The sequence below is a fragment of the Pseudomonas sp. YA1 genome, assembly GCF_058680555.1.
The window spans coordinates 115,177-134,797 of sequence record NZ_JBZWBG010000008.1; the positions used below are offsets into that span (position 1 = coordinate 115,177).

The following is a 19,621-nucleotide window of genomic DNA, read 5'->3' on the forward strand; positions in this document are numbered from 1 at the left end:
CCCTCAGTAACGGAACAGGCGCCAGCCCAGCAGGCGGGCGGCCAGCACCAGCAGCTTGGCCATGGCGAAGTAGAGGACGGCGGCCAGGGCGAAGTATTCGAAGGTGCGGAAGGTCTTGACGTTGAGCGCCTGGGTGACGCCGGTGAGGTCGTTGGTCAGGCCCACCACCACGCCGAGGGAGGTCATCAGCATGGCCCAGACCAACTGGTTGGTCAGCGGGTAGAACACCACCCGCAGCAGCTGCGGGATCACCACCAGGCGATAGGCCTGCGGCGCGCTCATGCCCAGCGAGCGGGCCGCCCGCAGCTGGGTCTCGGGCACCGCCTGGAGGCCGCCGCGGAAGGTCTCGGCGAGGTAGCCGGCGTTGTTGAAGGTGACCCCGGCGAGCAGGGCGAACCAGGAACTGACGTGCAGGCCGAAGGAGCCCAGGCCGAAGTAGAGGATGTAGATCTGGAATAGCGCCGGGGTATTCCGCGCGATGGAGATCCAGGCCCCGGCGGCGGCGCGCAGCGGGCGGTTGCCGCCGAGCCGGGCGAAGGCCAGGAGCAGGGCGATGAGGATGCCGAAGAGCATCGACAGCGCGGTGACCTGGAGCGTCACCAGGCTGCCGGCGAGCATCTCCGGCAGGGCGTTGAACGCCGAGCGCCAGTGGAAGGTGTAGTCGAACATCAGCAGTCCTCGCTCAGCCAGGCGGGCAGCCCGGCGGGGGCCCGTCCGCCGACGGCGGCCTCGACGCAGCCGGCGAGGCCGGCGAAGCGCACCTGGCGGCCGACCAGTCCGGGGGCGTAGTGGGCATACTTGGCGGAGTTGGTCATCAGGGTGCGCGCGCCCGGCGGTACCAGCGGTTCGTCGAGCATGCACCAGCAGGTGTCGGTGACCAGCCGCGCGCCGAACGCCTGCAGCGTCGCCAGGTGCCCGGCCGCTTCGGCCTGGGCGACGACCTGCCGGCTGCTGGTGATCACCAGCGCTACCTCCGGGTGTCTGCGGCGGCCGTGGCAGAGCGCGGCGAGCTGGGCGAATTCGCTGGCGGAGAAGTGCGGGTTGCCCAGCGCCACCAGGTCGATCCGCGTCTCGCCGGCGCTGTCCAGCTCGCGCCAGGCGTCGCGCAGGCGCTCGCGACCGACCCGCAGGGTCCGCCGCGGCGCGCGGCCGCCGAAGGCGCTGGCCAGGTCAGGGGCTTCCGGGGTGACGCCGATGACGTGGAACATCGGCACCGAGGAACTGGTGCCCAGCGCCGCGCCGAAGGCCTTGAGCGCGTCGCGGTCCGGCTGCCGCTGCCGCAGGCCGTCGATCGCCGGGATCTGTCCGTCGCAGAGCAGGCCGCAGAGGTAGCCGAGGGTCGGGTAGAAGGCATCGTCGACGCTGCCGAGGTCTTCCACTTCGATCAGTACCCGCGCCTGGCGCTGCTCGTCGAGGTGGCAGCCGGCCAGCGGCGCGCGACCGGTGAGGGCGCAGCAGATATCCATGAAGTCGGCGTACTTGTTGGTGCGTGCGCCGAGCACGCTGTTGGCGAAGAGCACCGCGTTGGACTCGGCCCAGACGATCTGTTCGCCGGCCCGCGCGCTGTCGTCGAGCAGGTAGGGCGCGCAGGTGAAGCTGGGCTGCGCGCCCATGTCGAGATAGGCCTGGGCCAGGGCCGCGGCCGGCTCGCCGAGGGTGGCGGGTACGCCCTGTTCGCGCCAGCGGCGCTGGTCCACGGAGATGGCGTTGAGGGTGGTCGGTACCCGCACCCGGGCACCGAGGTCGCGCAGGGTCTCGGCGAAGCGCAGGCCGGCCGGGCCGGTGTAGATGCAAGCGTCGATGTGCGCGCGCTGGATCTCGACCAGCCGTTGCGCGCCCTGCAACGCCGCCATGCGCAGGACGATGCGCATCGCCAGGCGCGCGGCTTCGCCGTGTTCGCCGGCGAGCAGGGCCTGGTCGAAGGCGTCCAGTCGCGGGCCGGCATCGGTCGCCAGCGCTTCGGCGGGCCGGGCCTCCAGCGGCGGCGGGGCATCGCGGTGGAGTTCCAGGCGACCGTCGGCCAGGCGCGCCCAGGGATAGGCGGCGAGTTCGTCGAAGCGCTCGCCGAGACAGGCGATGGGTAGCGAGCGGCCGAACAGTTCCTCGGCGACGATCGCGCCGAGGGCGAGGATTTCGTCCGGTTCGCGCAGGAGGATCGCCGCCGGCGCACGTCCGCCGAGGATCAGTTCCAGCAGTACGCTGCTGCCGGTGCAGGAGCCGCGCCCACCGGGAATCGCCAGCAGCCTGCCGTGCAGATGGCGGCCGCTGAGCGGGTGGTGGCGGTCGATCACTTCCGCGCTGCGCGGGTCGACGCCGCCCCAGAAGCTCAGGCCGGTCGGTGCGTACAGCAGTTCGCCGGACGCGCTGCCGGCGACCAGGGTACGGGGAACGATGAGGTGTGCGTGCTTCATCGGCGCATCCAGGACGGGGGGAAACGGCGCGGCCCGGCGGCGGACCGCGCCCTCGGCTTCAGCGGTAGACCGCGCTGGTGGTCAGCTCCGGCGCCGTGCCGCCGACCCATTTCTGCGCCAGCTCGGCGTAGCGGCCGGTGCGCACCTGCTGGTTGATGAACAGGTTCAGGTAGTTGAGCAGGCCGTATTCGTTGCGCTTGGCGCCGAGGGCCACGTAGTCGATGTCATAGGGCGCGTCACCGGCGATCTTCAGGCCCTTGTACTTGCCCGACTTGATCCACGAGGCGGCGACGGTGGAAGAGACGACCGTGGCGTCGATATGCCCCTGGCTGATCGCCAGGGCGGTGTCGGCCTCGGACTGGTAGGCGCGGAAGCTGCCCTTGGCGTCGCCCCAGGCCTTGCTGTCCTTCTCCAGGGCCAGCGCCTCGAAGGTGCCGGCGGTGCCGCCGACCGGGCGGCCCTTGAGGTCCTCGTAGCTGGCGATGCCGGTGTCCTCGCGGGTCAGTACCACCTTGACGAAGGCGAAGTAGGGGATGCTCATGCCGATGGTCTTGGCCCGCTCCAGGGTGTCCGAGGTGGATGCGACGATCACGTCGGCGCGACCCGACACCAGCGCCGGGATGCGGTCGGGAAAGGGCGTCTCGACGATCTCCGCCTTGACGTCCAGGGCCTTCGCCAGGTCGTTGCAGTAATCGACGTCGAAGCCCACCGGGTTGTTCTGCGCATCGCGCGAGCCCATCGGCGGAAAGTCCAGGGTGACGGCGCAGCGCAGCTTGCCGGACTCGATGATGTCGTCGAGCTTGTCGGCCTGGGCGAGACCGGCGAGGGAGCAGCCCAGGGCAGCGGTGAGGGCTAGGGCAAGGGTCTTCTTGGTATTCATGGGGGCCTCTGGCGATGCGGTTGAGTGGGAGGGCGGCAAATCCCGTATTTGTGATTTCGTATACGATATTTTAAGTGAGCAATGGCTGTGCCAGAACCTCGTCCGACGCCGATAAAAAATCTTTCGCTGGAGCGCGACCGCTTTGGCTGGCGCGTCGCTGTGCCATGCCGCGCCGGACTGCGCCCCGCTCGGGCGCGGCCGGCGGTGTTACAAAAGGGAGCAGGATTGCTACCGCCGCCCCGTGGCGGGGCGAGGCGTTACGCTTTTCGGGGCTGGCGATGGGTCTCGCGGTACTGGCTCGGCGAGAGTCCGGTGAGCGCCTTGAACTGGCGGCTGAAGGCGCTGTGGTCGGTGTAGCCGCAGCGCAGGGCGATCTCGGTGATCGGCGCGTCGCCGGCGAGCAGTTGCGAGGCGGCGCCGAGCCGCGCCTTGTGGATCATCTGCCGTGGGGTGAGCTGGAAGATGCGCTTGCAGTGACGCTCCAGTTGCGCCACCGAGAGCCCGGCGATGGCGGTGAGATCGGCGAGGCTGAGCGGCTGGTCGTAGTGCTCGCGGATATGCGCGTCCACCGCCGCCAGTCGGCCGTAGGCCGGGTGCGCCGACTGCGCCGCCGGCAGGTCGTGGGAGATGCCGGCCATGCCGATGATCGCCCCGTCGGCATCGCGCAGCGCCTGCTTGTGGGTCAGGCACCAGCCCGGCTGGCGACCGGGATAGAGGTGCAGCTCCAACTGGTTCTCCAGCGTCGCGCCGCCGCGCAGCACGCGCCGATCCTGCTCGGCATAGAGCGGACCGAGGCTGGAAGGGAAGACCTCGTCGGCGCTGCGGCCGAGCAGTTCGGCCTTGTCCTTCACGCCGCAGCGGCGTGCCAGGGTGCGGTTGACCAGGACGTAGCGGGCACGCTCGTCCTTGACGAAGAACACCACGCCGGGCATGGCGTCGAGCAGCGCCTCGACCTGGCGCAGGCTGGCCAGCAGGCTGGCGAGGTCGGCGGGGGGCGGGGCGGCGAGCAGGTCGTGCATCGGGGCGAAGGCCTGGCTGGGGGACCGCGCCAGCATACGGGGCGCCGGCGGCCGGGAACAGGGCCCGGCCGCGCGCCTCAGTTGCCCGGCGAGTCGCAGCGCAATGGCACCGTGCGCACGCGGCGCAGGTAGAAGAGGCAGGTGGCGCCGAGCAGCAGCGTCATCAGGACGAACTCGACGGCCAGGGTCGTCTGCGTCGCTTCCAGGTAGTCGCCATGGCGCTCCAGCCTGTGCGCGAACACCGCGCCGAGCAGCGCCGAGCCGAGGCCGAGGGAGGCCTGCTGGACGGTGGCGAGCATGGCGCTGCCGGCGCCGGCCTGGGCGGTCGGCACCTCCGAGAGGCCGATGCGGAAGAAGCTGCTGACGATGAACGCCTGGCCGAAGCCGATCACCAGGGTCGCCGGCGCCAGGTTGAGGATGCCCGGCTGCGGCCAGACCCGTTGCAGGGTCAGCATCAGGCCGAGCAGGCCGCACATCTGGATGACGCAGCCGAGCAGCAGCAGGCGTACCGGGCCGATCCGCGCCGCCACCCGGGCGGTGAGCAGCGCCGAGACGAAGTAGGAAGCGCCGAGGGCGATGAAGGCATTGCCGGCCTGCACCGGCGAGAGACCGGCGCCGGCCTGCAGGGCCAGGGCAAGGGCGAACATGAAGCCGCTCCAGCAGGCGAAGAACAGGATCGCCAGCAACAGGCCGAAGCGGATGCTCGGCAGGCGCAGCAGCGACGGCGGCAGCAACGGCCAGGCCTGGCGGCGTTCCTGGCGCAGCTCGGTGCGCCACAGCCAGGCCAGCAGCGGCACCGCCGCCAGCAGCAGGGCGCAGGGCCAGGACCAGTGCAGCGATGGGCCGAGAGCCAACGGCAGCAGCAGGCAGAGGATCAGCGCGGCGAGCAGCAGGGTGCCCGGCGCGTCGACGCGGGCGGCATGCTCGGCGCGGGTCTCCGGTACCCAGCGGCGGCTGCAAAGGAGAATGCCGAGGCAGATCGGCAGGTTGATCAGGAACACGCTGCGCCAGCCGAGGCCGCCGATGTCGGCGGAGACCAGGAAGCCGCCGAGCACCTGGCCGACGACGAAGGCCAGGCCGCCGATGGCGCCGTAGGCGGCCAGCGCGCGGGAATGCGCGTGGCCGCTGAGGCTGACATGCAGGGTGGCGAGGATCTGCGGCACGATCAGCGCCGCGCCGACGCCCTGCAGGGCGCGCGCCACCAGCAGCAGCCAGACCGAACCGGCCAGCCCGCAAAGCAACGAGGCGACGGCGAACAGGGCGACGCCGAGATCGAACAGGCGGCGACGGCCGTAGTTGTCGCCAAGCCGGCCGCCCATCGCCAGGCACACGGCGAAGGCCACGCCGTAGACGGCGACGATCAGTTCCAGTTCGGTTTCGCTGGCGCCGAGGGAATGGGCGAGGGCGTCGAGGGCGACGTTGACGATGGAGAAATCGATCATCGGCAACAGTTGCCCCGCCAGCAGGATGCAGAGCCCGGCGAGGCCGAGCCGCGACGACGAGACGGTGCTGGGCATGGGCGGAGTCCTTGTGCGGAAGGGAGTGGGCTGGCAGCATGCGCTTCTGGCTAACCCGGTACCAGTTCTTGCTTATCCTGGTATTGGCGCTACCCGTCTGCCCTCCGGAGGACTTCGCCATGCCCCTCGACGCCCCTGCCAGCCACGCTGCGGAAAGCCCCGCGCAGCCGTCCCGCGCCGAACAGCTGGGGGCCTTCCTGCGCCGCCGGCGGGAAAGCATCGAGCCGCAGCGGGTCGGCATTTCCCGCCTCGGCCGCCGACGCACGCCGGGCCTGCGTCGCGAGGAGGTGGCGCAGCTCGCCGGGGTCGGCGTGACCTGGTACACCTGGCTGGAGCAGGGCCGCGCGGTACGCGCCTCGGAGCAGGTGATCGGAGCCATCGCCCGGGCCCTGCTGTGCAACGAGACGGAAACCCACCACCTGTTCAACCTCGCCGGGCTGGCCGCGCCGACCTCGGCGCGGCGGGCGGTCTGCGAGAAGCCCTCGGCCGCCACCCAGGCCATCCTCGATGCCCTCGACCCGTTGCCGGCCATGGTGCAGAACGCCCGTTTCGACATCCGCGGCTACAACCGCGCCTATTGCCGGCTGGTGGGCATCGACCTGGCGGAGATCCCCGAGGAAGACCGCAACTGCATCTACCTGGCGCTGACCCACGAGCGCTGGCGCTACTGCATGGCCAACCGCGAGGAGGCGTTGCCGCGGATGGTCGGCTTCTTCCGCGCGGCAATGGTCGAGCGCATGGGCGATCCGCTGTGGGAGCGGCAGTTGCAGCGCTGCCTGGAGGCTTCGGCGGAGTTCCGCGAGATCTGGCGGCGCAACGAGGTGATGGGCATCGAAAACCAGCTAAAGCGCTTCCGTCATGCGCGCTGCGGCGAATTCGAACTGCAGCAGACCAACTGGTGGTCGGCGCCGAAGAACGGCGATCGCCTGCTGGTCTTCGTCCCCCTCGACGACCACGCCCGCGACTGCCTGGAGCAACTGTGAGTCGGCGCCCTGTCCCGTAGCCAGCGCCTGCTCGACCTGCTGCAGATTCTGCGCCGGCGCCGTTACCCGGTGGCCGGGCATGTGCTCGCCTGCGGGTCTAGCGCCCGGCGCTGTAGCGGCTCAGAGCCGGAACTCCTCGGCGATCAGTTCGCCGAGGCGCTCCAGCGCCGGCGGCCGCTCTCCCGGGGCGAAGGCCAGGCGAATGCGGTGGGCGGGCAGTTCGGCGAAGCCCTCCGCCGGCCCCAGCACGCGCATCGTCGGGCCGACCCGCGCGCGGTCGATCACGCCGATCGCCAGGCCGCCTTCGATGGCCGCTTCCAGCGCCGCCGCGCCGGGACTGCTGACCACCGTGCGCCAGCGCCGGCCCGTCGCGCCGAGGGCTTCCAGCAGCGCCTGCCGATAGGGACAACCCTGGCCGTGCAGGGCCAGCGGCAGCGGGCGTTGCGGATCGATCCGCAGGCCGTGGCCGGCGACCCACACCGGCTGGGTGCCGCCGATCTCGCGGGAGTGCCCGTCGTACGGGGGTTCGTCTTGCGCTTGCACCAGCAGGGCGAGATCCAGCTGGCCGCGCCGCAGGCGTCCGGCCAGCCTGCCGCTGGCGTCGGTGAGCACCTCCAGCTCCAGCGCCGGCAGTTCCGCGCCGAGGCGTGGCAGGAGGCGGCCGAGCAGCTTGCCGGCGTATTCCTCGGAAATGCCGAAGCGCACCCGCAGCGGCTCTTCCCGTCTGCGCAACCCGGCGAGCACGCGGTCGTGGGTCTCCAGCAGCTCGGCGGTCTGGCGCTGGAACCGCTGCCCCAGCGGGGTCAGCCGCACCGACTGGTTGTCGCGCTCGAACAGCCGGCCGCCGGCCAGTTCCTCCAGGCGCCGGACGTGGGTGCTCACCGCCGAGGGGCTGCGGTTGAGGTGGCTGGCCGCGGCGAGAAAGCGGCCGAAGCGCAGGATGGCATGGAAGGTACGCAGCAGCTCGATATCCAGGTTGGCGCTCATGGTTCCGATTTCCTGCATGACTGGTGCAGATAGTTTCGTTTGATAGTAGCGGCGGAGGCCGCCTAGCCTCGACTTGAACCTGACCGACGGAGGCGAGCGATGCGCGCGACCACCTGCACCCCGCGAGCGATGCCCGGGGCGACCCGCCTGCTGGCCGTGCAACTGGGCATGGTACTGGCCTGGAGTTCCGGCTTCGTCGGCTACCGCTATGCCATGGAACAGGCGCCGGTGTTCCTCACCAGCTTCTGGCGTTTCGCCGTCTGCCTGGCGCTGCTGCTGCCCTTCGCCTGGGCCGGGCTGCGCCGGTTGTCGGCGCGCCAGTGGCGGCGCCAGGCGCTGATCGGGGCGTTGGCCTACGCGGGCTACATAGCGCCGATCGCCAAGGCCATCGAACTCGGCGTCTCGCCGGGCGTGGCGGCGCTGATGGCCGACCTGTTGCCGCTGCTGGTGGCCTTGCTGGCGCTGGTCCTGCCGGGGCAGCGAACGCGGCCGGGGCAGTGGCCGGGGATCGCCCTGGGCGTCGCCGGGTTGCTCTGGGCCGGGCATGCTGCGCTGGCGCTGGGGCGGGCGCCGGGCTGGGCCTACGGCCTGCCGCTGCTGGGCATGCTGGCGCTGGCCCTGGCCACCCTGTTGCAGAAGCGCTGGGACGATGCGCCGGGATCGCTGGCCGTGGTGCTGTTCGTGCAGATCGGCGCCGCGCTGCCGGCGTTCGCCGGCCTGGCGCTGGCGGAGGGTAGCCTGCGGCCGCCGCTGTCCGGCGGATTCCTGTTCGGGCTCGCCTGGCTGGTGCTGCTGCCCACCTTCGGCGGCTACGGCCTGTACTGGCTGGGCCTGCGCCATCTTTCCGCACAGGGCGGCAGCGCGGCGCTGTACCTGAGCCCGGCGCTGACCCTGCTATGGGCGCACTGGATGTTCGCCGAGCCGCTGACACCCATGCTGCTGGGTGGCCTGCTGCTGTCGCTGGCCGGCCTCGGCTGGCTGTATCGCGCCGAGCGTCGCTAGCCGGCGTCGCCCTGCCAGCGGGCCAGGGTCTCCAGGCGCGCCGGGCTGAACGGCGGACGCGGCGCCGGAGGCGTCCAGCCGAACAGGAATTGCGCGGCGCTGCCGCATATCCGCCCCTGGCAGGCGCCCATGCCGCAACGGCTGTGCAGCTTGGCCTCGGTCCAGCCGGCATGCCCGGCCAGCGCGGCCAAGGGGACGTCTTCGCAACGGCAGACCAGGGTATCCGCCTCCGCCAGTTCACGCAGTTCGGCACGCAGGGCGAAGTGTCGCGCCAGGGTGTCGGCGAAGCCCTGCCAGCGTCGCCGTCGTGGCCACAGGCGGCGGGCCGCGTCGCGCTCGTCGACGGCGGCATGGCCGGCGATGGCGCCTTCCACCAGGGCCAGTTCGCTGCCGCCGAAGCCGGTGCATTCGCCGGCGGCGTAGTGGTCGGGCAGGCTGCCGGCCTGCCATTCGTCGACGGCGAGCGCCTGGCCGTCGAGGCGATAGCCGAGGGCCTGGCCGAGTTGCACGTTGGGCACCAGGCCGAAGCCGCAGGCCAGGCGTTCGCAGGCGATCTCGCGGACCCGACCGCCTTCGCGCAGGCGCACGGCTTCCAGGCGCTCCTCGCCGAGGGCGGCGAGCACGTAGCTGTCGGCGCGGTAGCTACGGGCGAACAGGCCGGCGGCCTGCCACAGCTTACCGGGCCAGCGCGGCAGGCGTACGGCGAAGGCGGCCAGGGTTCTCGCCGGCGCCTGTTCGGCGATGCGCAGCAGGCGCGCCCCGCACTGGCTGGCGCTGGCGGCGCTGGCCAGCAGCAGCGGGCCGGAGCCAGCCACCACCAGGCGCTGGCCGGCCAGTGGCAGGCCGCCTTTGGCCAACGCCTGCAGGCCGCCGGCGCCGGTGACGCCGGGGAGGGTCCAGCCGGGAAACGGCAGCAGCAGTTCGCGGGCACCGGTGCAGAGGACCAGGCGTCGGTAGCCGACCTGCCAGCCGCGTTGCGGGTCTTCCAGCAACAGGCGCCTGCCGGGACCGCAGGCGACCACCCGGGTCGCCGGGAAGTGCTCGACATTGGCGTGCCCGGCCAGGCGTTGGCGCATCTGATGGGCACGCGGCGGCAGGCTGGCACGCGGGCCGTCGCGCCAGATCTGTCCGCCGGCGGCCGGGTTGTCGTCGACCAGGGCGATGCGCGCGCCGCTCGGCGCGGCGGCCAGCGCTGCGGCCAGGCCGGCGGGGCCGGCGCCGACGATCAGCAGGTCGTAGTCGGCGCTCATGCCTGGGTCTCCACGCGCATGCCGGCTTGGCAGACGGTCTGGCAGGCCAGGCGTCGCCGACCGTCGATCAATACCCGGCATTCCTGGCACGCGCCCATGCCGCAGAACGGCGCGCGCCGCCCGCCGCCGACCGCGCTGCGGGAGCAGCCGTCGCCGCCGAGGGCGAGGGCGGCCGCCACGCTGGTACCGACGGCGACCCGCAGCGGACGCCGGTCGATGAACAGTTCGATCATGGCCGGGCACTCCCGGAGCTGGAGAGGAAGCGTTGCGGCAGATAAGGCGTGGGATCCAGCGGCGGCGTTTCGCCGAACAACTGGGCGGCGAGCAGGCGCGCGCTGCCCGGCGCGGTGGTCACACCCAGGCCCTCGTGGCCGACCGCCAGCCACAGGCCCGGCTGCGCCGGGTGCTCGCCGAGCAGCGGCAGGCCGTCCGGAGTGGCGGCGCGGAAGCCGGTCCAGGCACGGATCGCATTGAGGCCGGCGAGCCCCGGCAGGTAGTCCAGGGCACGCCGCAGCATGCGCGCCAGCACCGGGCCTTCCACCTGCGGGTCGAGCGTGTCGAACTGCCGCGAGGAGCCGAGGAAGACCTGCCCGGTGGGGCGCGGCTGGGCGTTGAAGGCTACCGAGGTACCGCTGCTGGCGTGGGCGCTGCTGACATAGCCGAGTTCCACCAGTTGATGGCGGAGGGTGCCGGGATAGCGGTCGGTGATCAGCAGGTGGCCTTTCTTCGGGCGGATCGGCAGCTCCGCGCACAGCTCGCCGGCATGGATGCCGTTGGCCAGCACCAGCGCCTCGGCGCTCAGCCAGCGGCCGTCGGCCAGGCGCAGGCGGCTGCCGTCCACTTCGCTGACTTCGGCGTGCAATCGACGCAGGCGCGGGCCGGCTCGTTCGAGCAGCCAGCGCGCCGCGTTGGGCGCGTAGAGGATGCCGTCGCCCGGCACCTTCAGGGCGCCGGCGAGGCCTGGCCGCAAGACCGGTTCCAGGTCACGCAGGCGCGCGGCGTCGAGCATCTCGCAGGCGACGCCGGCGGCCAGCAGGGCCTGGCGCTTGCGCTCGGCTTCGGCGAGTTCGGCGGCGTCGGCGGCCAGCCAGAGGGTGCCGCAATTGCGGTACGCGCAGTCTTCCGGCAGATCCGCCGCCCAGGTGCGCCAGGCCTGGATCGAGTAGTCGCTGAGGGCCAGTTCGGCCGGGTTGTCGTCCATCGCCACCAGGTGCCCCATGCCCACCGCGGTGGCACCGCCGCGGCGGCTATCCAGCACCAGTACGTCGAGGCCGCGACGCGCCAGTTCATGGGCGCAGGCGCTGCCGACGATGCCGGCGCCGACCACGATGACCTCGGCGTTCACCGGCGGATGCCCCAGGCGAACGGATCGTCGTCCGCCAGCAGCAGGGTGGCTTCCGCGCTGACGTGGGCGCGGCCGCGGATGGTCGGCACGATACGCCCGCCGGGCTGGCCGTCGAGCCATTCGTAACGCCCCTCGAACTGGCTGCCGATCACGCTCGCCTGGCGCCAGGGCTGGCCGGGCAGCAGCTTGCCGTCGGCGGCCAGGCAGGCCAGCTTGGCGCTGGTGCCGGTGCCGCAGGGCGAGCGGTCGTAGGCCTTGCCGGGGCAGAGCACGAAGTTGCGGCTGTCGGCGTGGGGGTCGTCGGCGAACAGTTCGATGTGATCGATGGCGCCGCCGTCCTCGCCGCGGATGTCCTGGTCGTCCAGCGCCTGCTGGACGGCGACGGTGTAGGCGGTGAGGGCGTCGAGGTTGTCGCCGGCGAGGCGCTGGCCGTGTCCGGCGACCAGGAAGAACCAGTTGCCGCCCCAGGCGATGTCGCCGCTGACCCGGCCGATGCCGGGCACTTCGACGCTGACCTGGCGACGGTAGCGGTAGGCCGGCACGTTGCGCACGCTGACCGAGCCGTCCTCGTGGAGGGTCGCCTCGACCTCGCCGACCGGCGTCTCGATGCGGTGCACGCCGGGACCGATCCGCCCGAGGTGTGCCAGCGAGGCGACCAGGCCGATGGTGCCGTGGCCGCACATGCCGAGGTAGCCACTGTTGTTGAAGAAGATCACTCCGGCACAGGCTTCGGGATCGACCGGTGCGCAGAGCAGGGCGCCGACCAGTACGTCGCTGCCGCGCGGTTCGAGGATGCAGGCGGCGCGCCAGGCGTCGTGGCGCTCGCCGAGCAGGCGCCGGCGCTCGGCCATGTCGCCGTGGCCGAGATCGGGAAAGCCGCCGATGACCAGGCGGGTGGGCTCGCCGCCGGTATGCGAATCGATGATGCGGATGCGTTGCATGGTGGCCCTCGCCTGTGCCGGGGTATGCGCCACAGGGTGGCGTTTCGGCGGGGCGGGGCGCTTGAGGGTTTTCGCTCAGGCGAGTGACGAAAGCGGCATAGCCGGGATGGCCCGGCTCAGGTGCTGGCCGGGCGGTTCGGCAGGTGTTCGTAGAGGGTCCGGCAGACCCCGACGATATGTGCCTCAATCAGTGCCGCGGCCCGTTCGGCATCGCCGGCGCGACAGGCGGCGACGATCTCGCGGTGTTCCTGGTCGGCGCGCTGCTTGCCTTCGGACAGGCTCATCTGCATGCGCAGATAACGTTCCAGCTTGTCGTGGATGGAGCGGATCAGGTTGACCAGGAACGGCCGCTGCGCCGGTTCGTAGAGGCAGGCGTGCAGTTGCCAGTTGAGTTCGGCCCAGCGTCCGACGTTGTCTTCGCCGACGAAGTCGGCGCAGATCGCCTCGGCGCGGGCGAAGGTGGTCTCGTCCATGTTCGGCACCGCCAGGCGGATCGCCTGCGCCTCGAGCAGCACCCGCACTTCGAACATCTGCGCCAGTTCCGGTTCGGAAATACGCGTCACCACCGCGCCCTTGTTGCGCTGGAACAGCACCAGGCCTTCCGCTTCCAGGCGCTTGAGGGCCTCGCGGACGGGAATCTTGCTGACATTGAAGAGTTGCGCGATGTCGTCCTGGCGGATCGGTTCGTCCTCGGCGAAATGCCCGGCGATGATCGCTTCGCGCAGGTGCTTGGCGATGATCTCGGAGGCCGAAGGGGCGATGCCCAGGTTAGGGGCGTTGAGCATGGAGAGAGGCAAGCGGGGCAACCTGCGTGGCGTTGGGAACGTGCGGGATATTGTATACGAACGCTCGGCGGCTGCCGCTGCCGGTTGGCGCCTTCTGCGCAGGCGTGTTGGTCGGCTTCAGTGGGCCTCCGTGGCGCATGTTTCGCAGGGCGAAACGCTCTTCCGGAAAGTTCGCGGAGAGGCTGGACAATAGAAAATTAGCTTGCTAATAATTCGCTCGCTCATGTATTTCGGGGCGCCCGCGATGGCCAAGCCTTCCTTCTTTTCCTCCGACCTGGTGCAGGTGCTGCTGTGCCCGCGTCTGCACGAACTGCAGTTCGCGGTGAAGGCCCTGCTGGCCGGTGGGTTGGCCCTGTACCTGGCCTTCAGCCTGGAGCTGGAGCAGCCGCAATGGGCATTGATGACGGTGTTCGTGGTCAGCCAGCCCTATAGCGGCATGGTCCTGGCCAAGGGCATGTTCCGCCTGATCGGCACCTGCGCCGGTGCGCTGGTGTCCATCGGCATGGTCGCGCTCTATGGCCAGGCATCGCTGCCCTTCCTCCTGCTGATGGCGCTCTGGCTGGCGTTCTGCACCGCCGGCGCGTCGCTGCTGCACAATCATGCGTCCTACGGTTTCGTCCTGGCCGGCTACACCGCGGCGATCGTCGCCCTGCCGGCCAGCGCCGATCCGGCGACGGTGTTCGACCAGGCGGTGGCCCGCTGCTCGGAGATCGGCCTGGGCATCCTCTGCGCGGCGCTGGTGAATGTGCTGCTCTGGCCGCGGCGCCTGGAACGCCAGTTGGCGAACCAGGGCAAGGCGGCCTGGGAGGCCGGCTTGCAGGCGGCCGCGGCGGAGCTGCGCGGCGCCGACGAACGCGGCGAGCTGCTCGCGGCGCTGGGGCGGATCGCCGCGGCGGACGCCCAGCGCGACCACGCCTGGTTCGAGGGTGCGCTCGGCCGCGCCCGTTCCCAGGCCTTGCGCGTGCTAGGCCTCGACCTGCTCGGTCTGCTGCGCGCGGCGCGCAAGGTGGCTCGCGAGCGGAGGCTGCTCGATCCGGCCAGCGCGCACGCCTTGCAGCCCTGGCTGGAAGAACTCGAGGCACTGTTGCGCGAGGGCCGCCAGGCCGAGTTCGAGGCCTGCCGGCAGCGCTTGCGCCTGGCGCTGGACGCGGCGCACGGACAGTTGCACCTGTGCCTGGTCTGCCTCGAACGCCTGCTCGGCGAGGCGGGGGCGGCCGGGCGCAGCGTCGAGGCGCTGGTCTATGGCGCGCCCACCCGCCAGGCGCCGGGCGCCATCGCCTGGCACCGGGACATCGAGCGCGGCGTGCTGTTCGGCCTGCGCAGCGCCCTGGCGTTCCTCTGCGTAGCCGCGTTCTGGCTGGCCAGCGCCTGGCCGAGCGGGTTGGGCGCGGTGTCGATCACCGGGGTGGTGCTGAGTCTCTTCGCCAGCCGCGACAACCCGGCCCAGGCCGGCCTGAACTTCCTTCGCGGGATTCTCCTGTCGATCCCGCTGGCCGGCTTCGTCGCACTGTTCTACCTGCCCGGCGTGGACGGCTTCCCGCTGCTCTGCCTGGGCCTGGGCGTACCGCTGTTCTTCGCTGCGCTGTGCGTGAACCGGGCGAGCCTGGCCGGGATCGCTTCGCCGTTCTGCATCTTCTTCGTGAAGAACGTCGCGCCGAGCAACAGCATGAGCTACGACCTCGCGCACTTCCTCAACAACGCCCTGTCGACGGTGCTCGGGGTGGCCTTCGCCGTGCTGGTGTTCAACCTGGTCAGCCTGCGACCGGGCGAACGCCATTACCGGCGCATGCTGCAGGCCACCCTCGGCGACCTGGCGCGGCTCACCCTGCGCTCGCCGGCGCAGGCCGAGGCCTGGTTCGGCGGGCGCACCGCGGATCGCCTGATCCGCCTGGCGCAGCGCTACGACCGTTTGCCGGAGGGGCGCCGCCAGCCCTGGTCGGACGGCCTGATGGGACTCGACTTCGGCGACGAGCTGCTCTACCTGCGGCAGTGCCTGGAGGAGGTCCCGGCGTCCCTGGCGCAGGCCCGCGACCGCTACCTGCGGCGCCTGCGCCTGGTGCTGCTGGGCGATGGCCCGCGGGCCGAGCGTGAACACGCCCTCGACCCGCCGACCGCGCGCCTGCTCAAGGCCCTGGCCGCCAGCCCGCTGGCCGGCAGCGAACGCGGCGAGCTGGCCGGCGCCGCGCTGGTGCAGTTGCAGGCCACCTGGCGGCAGTGGTGCCGCAGCCATGCTCCGGCCGGGACGGCGCTGCGCGTGGACCCGCTCCCCGGAGCCGGGCGCTAGTTCTGCGGTGGCCGGCCACATTGACCGCGCAAGCCCCGAACCACTAAGCTGCGCGCCTTGCGACAGGTGCCCCGCAAGGGGTGAAACAGGGAAGCTGGTGCGTTCCGTCGGAACCAGGCCAGCGCTGCCCCCGCAACGGTAGGCGAATCAGACAGCTGCTCGATGACCACTGTGCTCCGGCATGGGAAGGCGCGGCTGGAAGCGTCCAGCGCTTCGCTCGCGAGCCCGGAGACCGGCCTGACGCACCCACGGCATCGCGGAGGGCGCTGTCGGACGTCTCCTGCCGTCGCTTCGTCCTCCGTCTGCCTCAACCCAGGTCGCGCGGGTGAGAGCGACGGAGCAGCGCAGAGCATGAACAGAGTTTTCCTGACCCCGGCAGCCGTGGCGCTGTGCGGCGCGTCTTCCCTGAGCCTGGCCGAACCGGTCAGCCTTGCCGACCAGGTGGTGACCGCCACCCGTACCGCCCAGACCGCTTCCCAGAGCCTGGCGGCGGTGAGCGTCATCGACCGCGAGGATATCGAGCGCAGCCAGGCGCGCAGCGTGCCGGAGCTGTTGCGCCAGGTACCCGGCGTGTCGCTGGCGAACAACGGCGGTTTCGGCAAGAACACCACGCTGTTCCTGCGCGGCACCGAGTCCGACCATGTGCTGGTGCTGATCGACGGCATCAAGGTCGGCTCGGCCAGCGCCGGCCTCACCGCGTTCCAGGACTTGCCGGTGGAGCTGATCGAGCGCATCGAGGTGGTCCGCGGGCCGCGTTCCAGCCTGTACGGCTCGGAGGCCATCGGCGGGGTGATCCAGATCTTCACCCGGCGCGGCGACGGCCAGGGCGCCAAGCCGTTCTTCTCCGCCGGCTACGGCACCCATCAGACCCTGGAGGGTAGCGCCGGGGTCAGCGGCGGCGCTGGCAACGGCTGGTACAGCCTCGGGGTGAGCAGTTTCGATACGGCGGGGATCAATACCAAGCGCGCCGGTACTGCGGGCTATGAGCCAGACCGCGACGGCTACCGCAACCTGTCCGGCAACCTGCGCGGCGGCTATCGCTTCGACAATGGCCTGGAACTCGACGGCACCCTGCTCAGGGCCAAGTCGCACAACGACTATGACCAGGTCTTCGGCAACTCCGGTTTCAATGCCAACGCCGACGGCGAGCAGAACCTGGTCGGCGGCCGTGCCCGCTTCACTCCGTTCGATCCCTGGCTGGTGACCCTCCAGGCCGGGCGCAGCGAGGACAAGGCCGATGCCTATCAGGATGGCCGTTTCTACTCGCGCTTCGATACCCGTCGCGACAGCCTGTCCTGGCAGAACGACCTGACCCTGGCCGAAGGCCATGTGCTGACCCTCGGCTACGACTGGCAGAAGGACGAGATCAGCAGCAGCGAAGCCTTCAGCGTCGACTCGCGGCTGAACAAAGGCTGGTTCGCCCAGTACCTCGGCCGGTACGGTCGCCAGGATTGGCAACTGAGCCTGCGCCGCGACGACAACCAGCAGTTCGGCGTGCACGATACCGGCAGCGCCGCCTGGGGCTACGCGCTGAGCGACGCGCTGCGCTTCACCGTCAGCTACGGCACGGCGTTCAAGGCGCCGACCTTCAACGAACTCTACTACCCCGACTACGGCAATCCCGACCTGGACGCCGAGACTTCGCGCAGCCTGGAAGTCGGGCTGAGCGGTACGCATGGCTGGGGGCACTGGGCGGTGAATGCCTTCCGTACCAACGTCGACGACCTGATCGGCAACGATCCGCGTCCGGCGCCGGGGCGCCCCTGGGGGCAGCCGAACAACATCGACGAAGCGCGCATCCGTGGCGTCGAACTGGTCCTCGGCAGTCAGTGGCTGGGCTGGGACTGGAACGCCAACGCGACCTTCCTCGACCCGCAAAACCGTTCCGGCGGCGTCAACGACGGCAACGAGCTGCCGCGCCGGGCGCGGCGGATGTTCAACCTGGAACTGGACCGGCGCTTCGAGCGTCTTTCGCTGGGCGCCAGCGTGCACGCCGAAGGCCGACGCTATGATGACCCGGCCAACGAGGTGCGCCTGGGCGGCTACGCCACCCTCGACCTGCGCAGCGAGTACCGGCTGAACGACGAATGGCGCCTGCAGGGCCGGATCGCCAACCTGTTCGGTGCCGACTACGAAACCGCGTATGGCTACAACCAGCCTGGCCAGGCGGTCTACCTCAGCGTGCGCTACCAGGCCCTGTGAGGCCGGGTATTTCGAATGAACGAGGCGACGGCGCGGCCGCGTCGCCGCAAGGAGTGATCGACGATGAACGAATCCCCCGAGAAGGACCAGCGCCACCGCGAGCGGATGGAGCGCAAGAAGGCCGTGGTCGACGAGAAGATCGCCCAGGCCCGCGACGAACGCGGCGTGCTCCTGGTGCATAGCGGCAACGGCAAGGGCAAGAGCAGCTCGGCCTTCGGCATGGTCGCGCGGGCCCTGGGCCATGGCATGAAGGTCGGTGTCGTGCAGTTCATCAAGGGCGCCGCCAGCACCGGCGAGGAAGCCTTCTTCCGGCGTTTCCCCGAGGAAGTCAGCTATCACGTAATGGGCGAGGGCTTCACCTGGGAGACCCAGGACCGCCAGCGCGACATCGCCAAGGCCGAAGCGGCCTGGAAGGTCGCCGCGCAATTGCTGGCCGACCCGGACGTTGGCCTGGTGGTGCTGGACGAACTGAACATCGCCCTCAAGCACGGCTACCTGGAACTGGACAGGGTCCTCGCCGACATCCAGGCGCGCCCGGCCATGCAGCATGTGGTGGTGACCGGTCGCGGCGCGCAGCCGGGGATGATCGAGGTCGCCGACACGGTGACCGAGATGAGCCTGGTCAAGCACGCGTTCAAGGCCGGGATCAAGGCGCAGAAAGGAGTGGAGTTCTGATGCCGGCGCCATGCGCGGAGACGCTTCGCCCATGACCCAGGCACGCTGTCCGGCCCTGCTGATCGCCGCCCCGGCCTCCGGCCAGGGCAAGACCACCGTCACCGCCGCTCTGGCCCGCCTGCATGCGCGCCAGGGGCGACGGGTGCGGGTGTTCAAGTGCGGACCGGACTTCCTCGACCCGATGATTCTCGCTCGCGCCTCCGGCGCGCCGGTCTACCAGCTCGACCTGTGGATGGTCGGCGAGGCCGAAGCGCGACGCCTGCTGGCGCGGGCCGCCGGCGAGGCCGACCTGATCCTCATCGAAGGGGTGATGGGCCTGTTCGATGGCAACCCCTCGGCGGCAGACCTGGCGCGGCGTTTCGGCGTGCCGGTGCTGGGGGTGATCAACGGCGCGGCGATGGCCCAGACCTTCGGCGCGCTGGCCTACGGACTGGCGCATTTCCAGCCGGACCTGCCGTTTTCCGGAGTGCTCGGCAACCGCGTCGGCAGCCAGCGCCACAGCGACATCCTGCGCGATTGCCTGCCGCCCGGCATGCGCTGGTTCGGCGGCCTGCCGCGCTCGGCCGAGTTCGAACTGCCGAGCCGCCACCTGGGCCTGGTCCAGGCCGAGGAACTGGCCGATCTCGATGTGCGCCTGGACGCCGCCGCCGACGCCTTGCTGGCCAGCGCCGAGACCGACCTGCCGGAGCCGGTGACCTTCGAGGTGCCCGCTCCGGCGCCGCTGCAACGCAGCCTGGAAGGCGTGCGCATCGGCGTGGCCCGCGACGCCTCGTTCGCCTTCCTCTACCAGGCCAATCTCGACCTGCTGCGCGAACTCGGCGCCGAACTGGTGTTCTTCTCGCCGCTGCAGGACCAGGCGTTGCCCGCCGTGGACAGCCTGTACCTGCCGGGCGGCTATCCCGAACTGCACCTGGGGCGCCTGCAGGGCAATCGCGCCATGGCCGAGGCGATCCGAGCCCACCATGCCGCCGGCAAGCCGCTGCTGGCCGAGTGCGGCGGCATGCTCTACCTGCTCGACTGCCTGGAAGACGCCGACGGCGAGCGCGGCGAACTGCTCGGCCTGCTGCCGGGCCGGGCGCGCCTGCAGAAGCGCCTGACCGCCCTGGCTTTGCAGGAGGTCGAGCTGCCGGAAGGGCGGCTGCGCGGGCATACCTTCCATCACTCGACCCTTGACTGCGCCGTCGAGCCTCTGGCCCGTGGCGTCTGCCCGAACGGCCGGAACACGGCGGAGGCGGTGTTCCGTCTTGGCCGGCTGACGGCTTCCTATATCCATTTCTACCTGCCTTCCAACCCGCAGGCCGCCGCCGCGTTGCTGGCGCCCGCGCGAGACGCCGACTGAC

17 protein-coding genes and 1 riboswitch are annotated in these 19,621 nt (G+C 70.9%); of the genes, 6 read left to right on the top strand and 11 right to left on the bottom strand.

The features are described from left to right. Positions 1-3: 3 nt before the first annotated feature. The 5 genes from AC4OR5_RS13155 to AC4OR5_RS13175 form a co-directional block, all read right to left on the bottom strand. The gene (locus AC4OR5_RS13155) at positions 4-669 is read right to left on the bottom strand and encodes an amino acid ABC transporter permease (RefSeq protein ID WP_003086750.1); all 666 of its coding nucleotides are present in this window, start codon (positions 667-669) and stop codon (positions 4-6) included. Continuing rightward, positions 669-2,411 (bottom strand): cis-3-hydroxy-L-proline dehydratase, encoded by a 1,743-nt coding sequence (lhpI, locus tag AC4OR5_RS13160; RefSeq protein ID WP_058160508.1) that lies wholly within the window; start codon positions 2,409-2,411, stop codon positions 669-671. Before lhpI ends, AC4OR5_RS13155 begins: the two co-directional genes overlap by 1 nt. Positions 2,412-2,469: 58 nt before the next feature. Next, the gene (locus AC4OR5_RS13165) at positions 2,470-3,291 is read right to left on the bottom strand and encodes an ABC transporter substrate-binding protein (RefSeq protein ID WP_003082561.1); all 822 of its coding nucleotides are present in this window, start codon (positions 3,289-3,291) and stop codon (positions 2,470-2,472) included. A 257-nt stretch (positions 3,292-3,548) separates the two neighbouring features. Continuing rightward, the gene (locus AC4OR5_RS13170) at positions 3,549-4,346 is read right to left on the bottom strand and encodes an AraC family transcriptional regulator (RefSeq protein WP_003110834.1); all 798 of its coding nucleotides are present in this window, start codon (positions 4,344-4,346) and stop codon (positions 3,549-3,551) included. Between the two features lie 41 nt (positions 4,347-4,387). Beyond that, positions 4,388-5,827 (bottom strand): MFS transporter, encoded by a 1,440-nt coding sequence (locus AC4OR5_RS13175; RefSeq protein ID WP_491952833.1) that lies wholly within the window; start codon positions 5,825-5,827, stop codon positions 4,388-4,390. A gap of 38 nt (positions 5,828-5,865) precedes the next feature. On the opposite strand from AC4OR5_RS13175, the gene AC4OR5_RS13180 reads away from it, so the two are divergent. Further along, complete coding sequence (locus AC4OR5_RS13180) at positions 5,866-6,810, top strand: helix-turn-helix transcriptional regulator (RefSeq protein ID WP_023443510.1); 945 nt, start codon at positions 5,866-5,868, stop codon at positions 6,808-6,810. Between the two features lie 120 nt (positions 6,811-6,930). Here AC4OR5_RS13180 and AC4OR5_RS13185 read toward each other — a convergent pair whose 3' ends face one another. Next, the gene (locus tag AC4OR5_RS13185) at positions 6,931-7,797 is read right to left on the bottom strand and encodes a LysR family transcriptional regulator (RefSeq protein WP_023106932.1); all 867 of its coding nucleotides are present in this window, start codon (positions 7,795-7,797) and stop codon (positions 6,931-6,933) included. A gap of 99 nt (positions 7,798-7,896) precedes the next feature. Between AC4OR5_RS13185 and AC4OR5_RS13190 the strand changes: the two genes are divergently transcribed. Next, a complete protein-coding gene (locus AC4OR5_RS13190) occupies positions 7,897-8,799 on the top strand; it encodes a DMT family transporter (RefSeq protein WP_058160507.1) in 903 nt (300 codons plus the stop codon). Here the strand turns inward: AC4OR5_RS13190 and AC4OR5_RS13195 are convergent. From AC4OR5_RS13195 to AC4OR5_RS13215, 5 genes are all read right to left on the bottom strand, one after another. After that, on the bottom strand, positions 8,796-10,049 hold the full coding sequence (locus AC4OR5_RS13195) for an NAD(P)/FAD-dependent oxidoreductase (RefSeq protein ID WP_023099821.1): 1,254 nt from the start codon (positions 10,047-10,049) through the stop codon (positions 8,796-8,798). The genes AC4OR5_RS13190 and AC4OR5_RS13195 overlap by 4 nt on opposite strands. Next, positions 10,046-10,282: a (2Fe-2S)-binding protein gene (locus tag AC4OR5_RS13200; protein ID WP_023095917.1), complete on the bottom strand. Its 237-nt coding sequence runs from the start codon at positions 10,280-10,282 to the stop codon at positions 10,046-10,048. Before AC4OR5_RS13200 ends, AC4OR5_RS13195 begins: the two co-directional genes overlap by 4 nt. Continuing rightward, complete coding sequence (gene lhpB / locus AC4OR5_RS13205) at positions 10,279-11,394, bottom strand: D-hydroxyproline dehydrogenase subunit beta LhpB (protein WP_033990205.1); 1,116 nt, start codon at positions 11,392-11,394, stop codon at positions 10,279-10,281. The genes AC4OR5_RS13200 and lhpB overlap by 4 nt, the downstream gene beginning before the upstream one ends. After that, on the bottom strand, positions 11,391-12,335 hold the full coding sequence (locus tag AC4OR5_RS13210; RefSeq protein WP_003117444.1) for a 4-hydroxyproline epimerase: 945 nt from the start codon (positions 12,333-12,335) through the stop codon (positions 11,391-11,393). The genes lhpB and AC4OR5_RS13210 overlap by 4 nt, the downstream gene beginning before the upstream one ends. Before the next feature lie 116 nt (positions 12,336-12,451). Next, positions 12,452-13,120, bottom strand: a complete 669-nt coding sequence (locus AC4OR5_RS13215) for a GntR family transcriptional regulator (RefSeq protein ID WP_003086767.1) — start codon at positions 13,118-13,120, stop codon at positions 12,452-12,454. A gap of 244 nt (positions 13,121-13,364) precedes the next feature. Here AC4OR5_RS13215 and AC4OR5_RS13220 point away from each other — a divergent pair, with 244 nt between their 5' ends. The 4 genes from AC4OR5_RS13220 to AC4OR5_RS13235 all read left to right on the top strand — a co-directional run bounded on the left by AC4OR5_RS13220 (position 13,365) and on the right by AC4OR5_RS13235 (position 19,620). Beyond that, complete coding sequence (locus AC4OR5_RS13220) at positions 13,365-15,404, top strand: FUSC family protein (protein ID WP_058160514.1); 2,040 nt, start codon at positions 13,365-13,367, stop codon at positions 15,402-15,404. A 47-nt stretch (positions 15,405-15,451) separates the two neighbouring features. After that, positions 15,452-15,659: riboswitch (cobalamin riboswitch) on the top strand. Between the two features lie 96 nt (positions 15,660-15,755). Further along, a complete protein-coding gene (btuB, locus tag AC4OR5_RS13225; RefSeq protein ID WP_023092068.1) occupies positions 15,756-17,606 on the top strand; it encodes a TonB-dependent vitamin B12 receptor in 1,851 nt (616 codons plus the stop codon). Positions 17,607-17,669: 63 nt separating this feature from the next. Then, positions 17,670-18,281 carry a cob(I)yrinic acid a,c-diamide adenosyltransferase gene (gene cobO / locus AC4OR5_RS13230; protein WP_058160506.1) on the top strand — a complete coding sequence of 204 codons (612 nt, stop codon included), beginning with the start codon at positions 17,670-17,672 and terminating at the stop codon, positions 18,279-18,281. Positions 18,282-18,312: 31 nt separating this feature from the next. After that, entirely contained in the window at positions 18,313-19,620 is a 1,308-nt protein-coding gene (locus AC4OR5_RS13235; RefSeq protein WP_023126351.1) for a cobyrinic acid a,c-diamide synthase CobB, read from the top strand. Position 19,621: the final 1 nt, after the last annotated feature.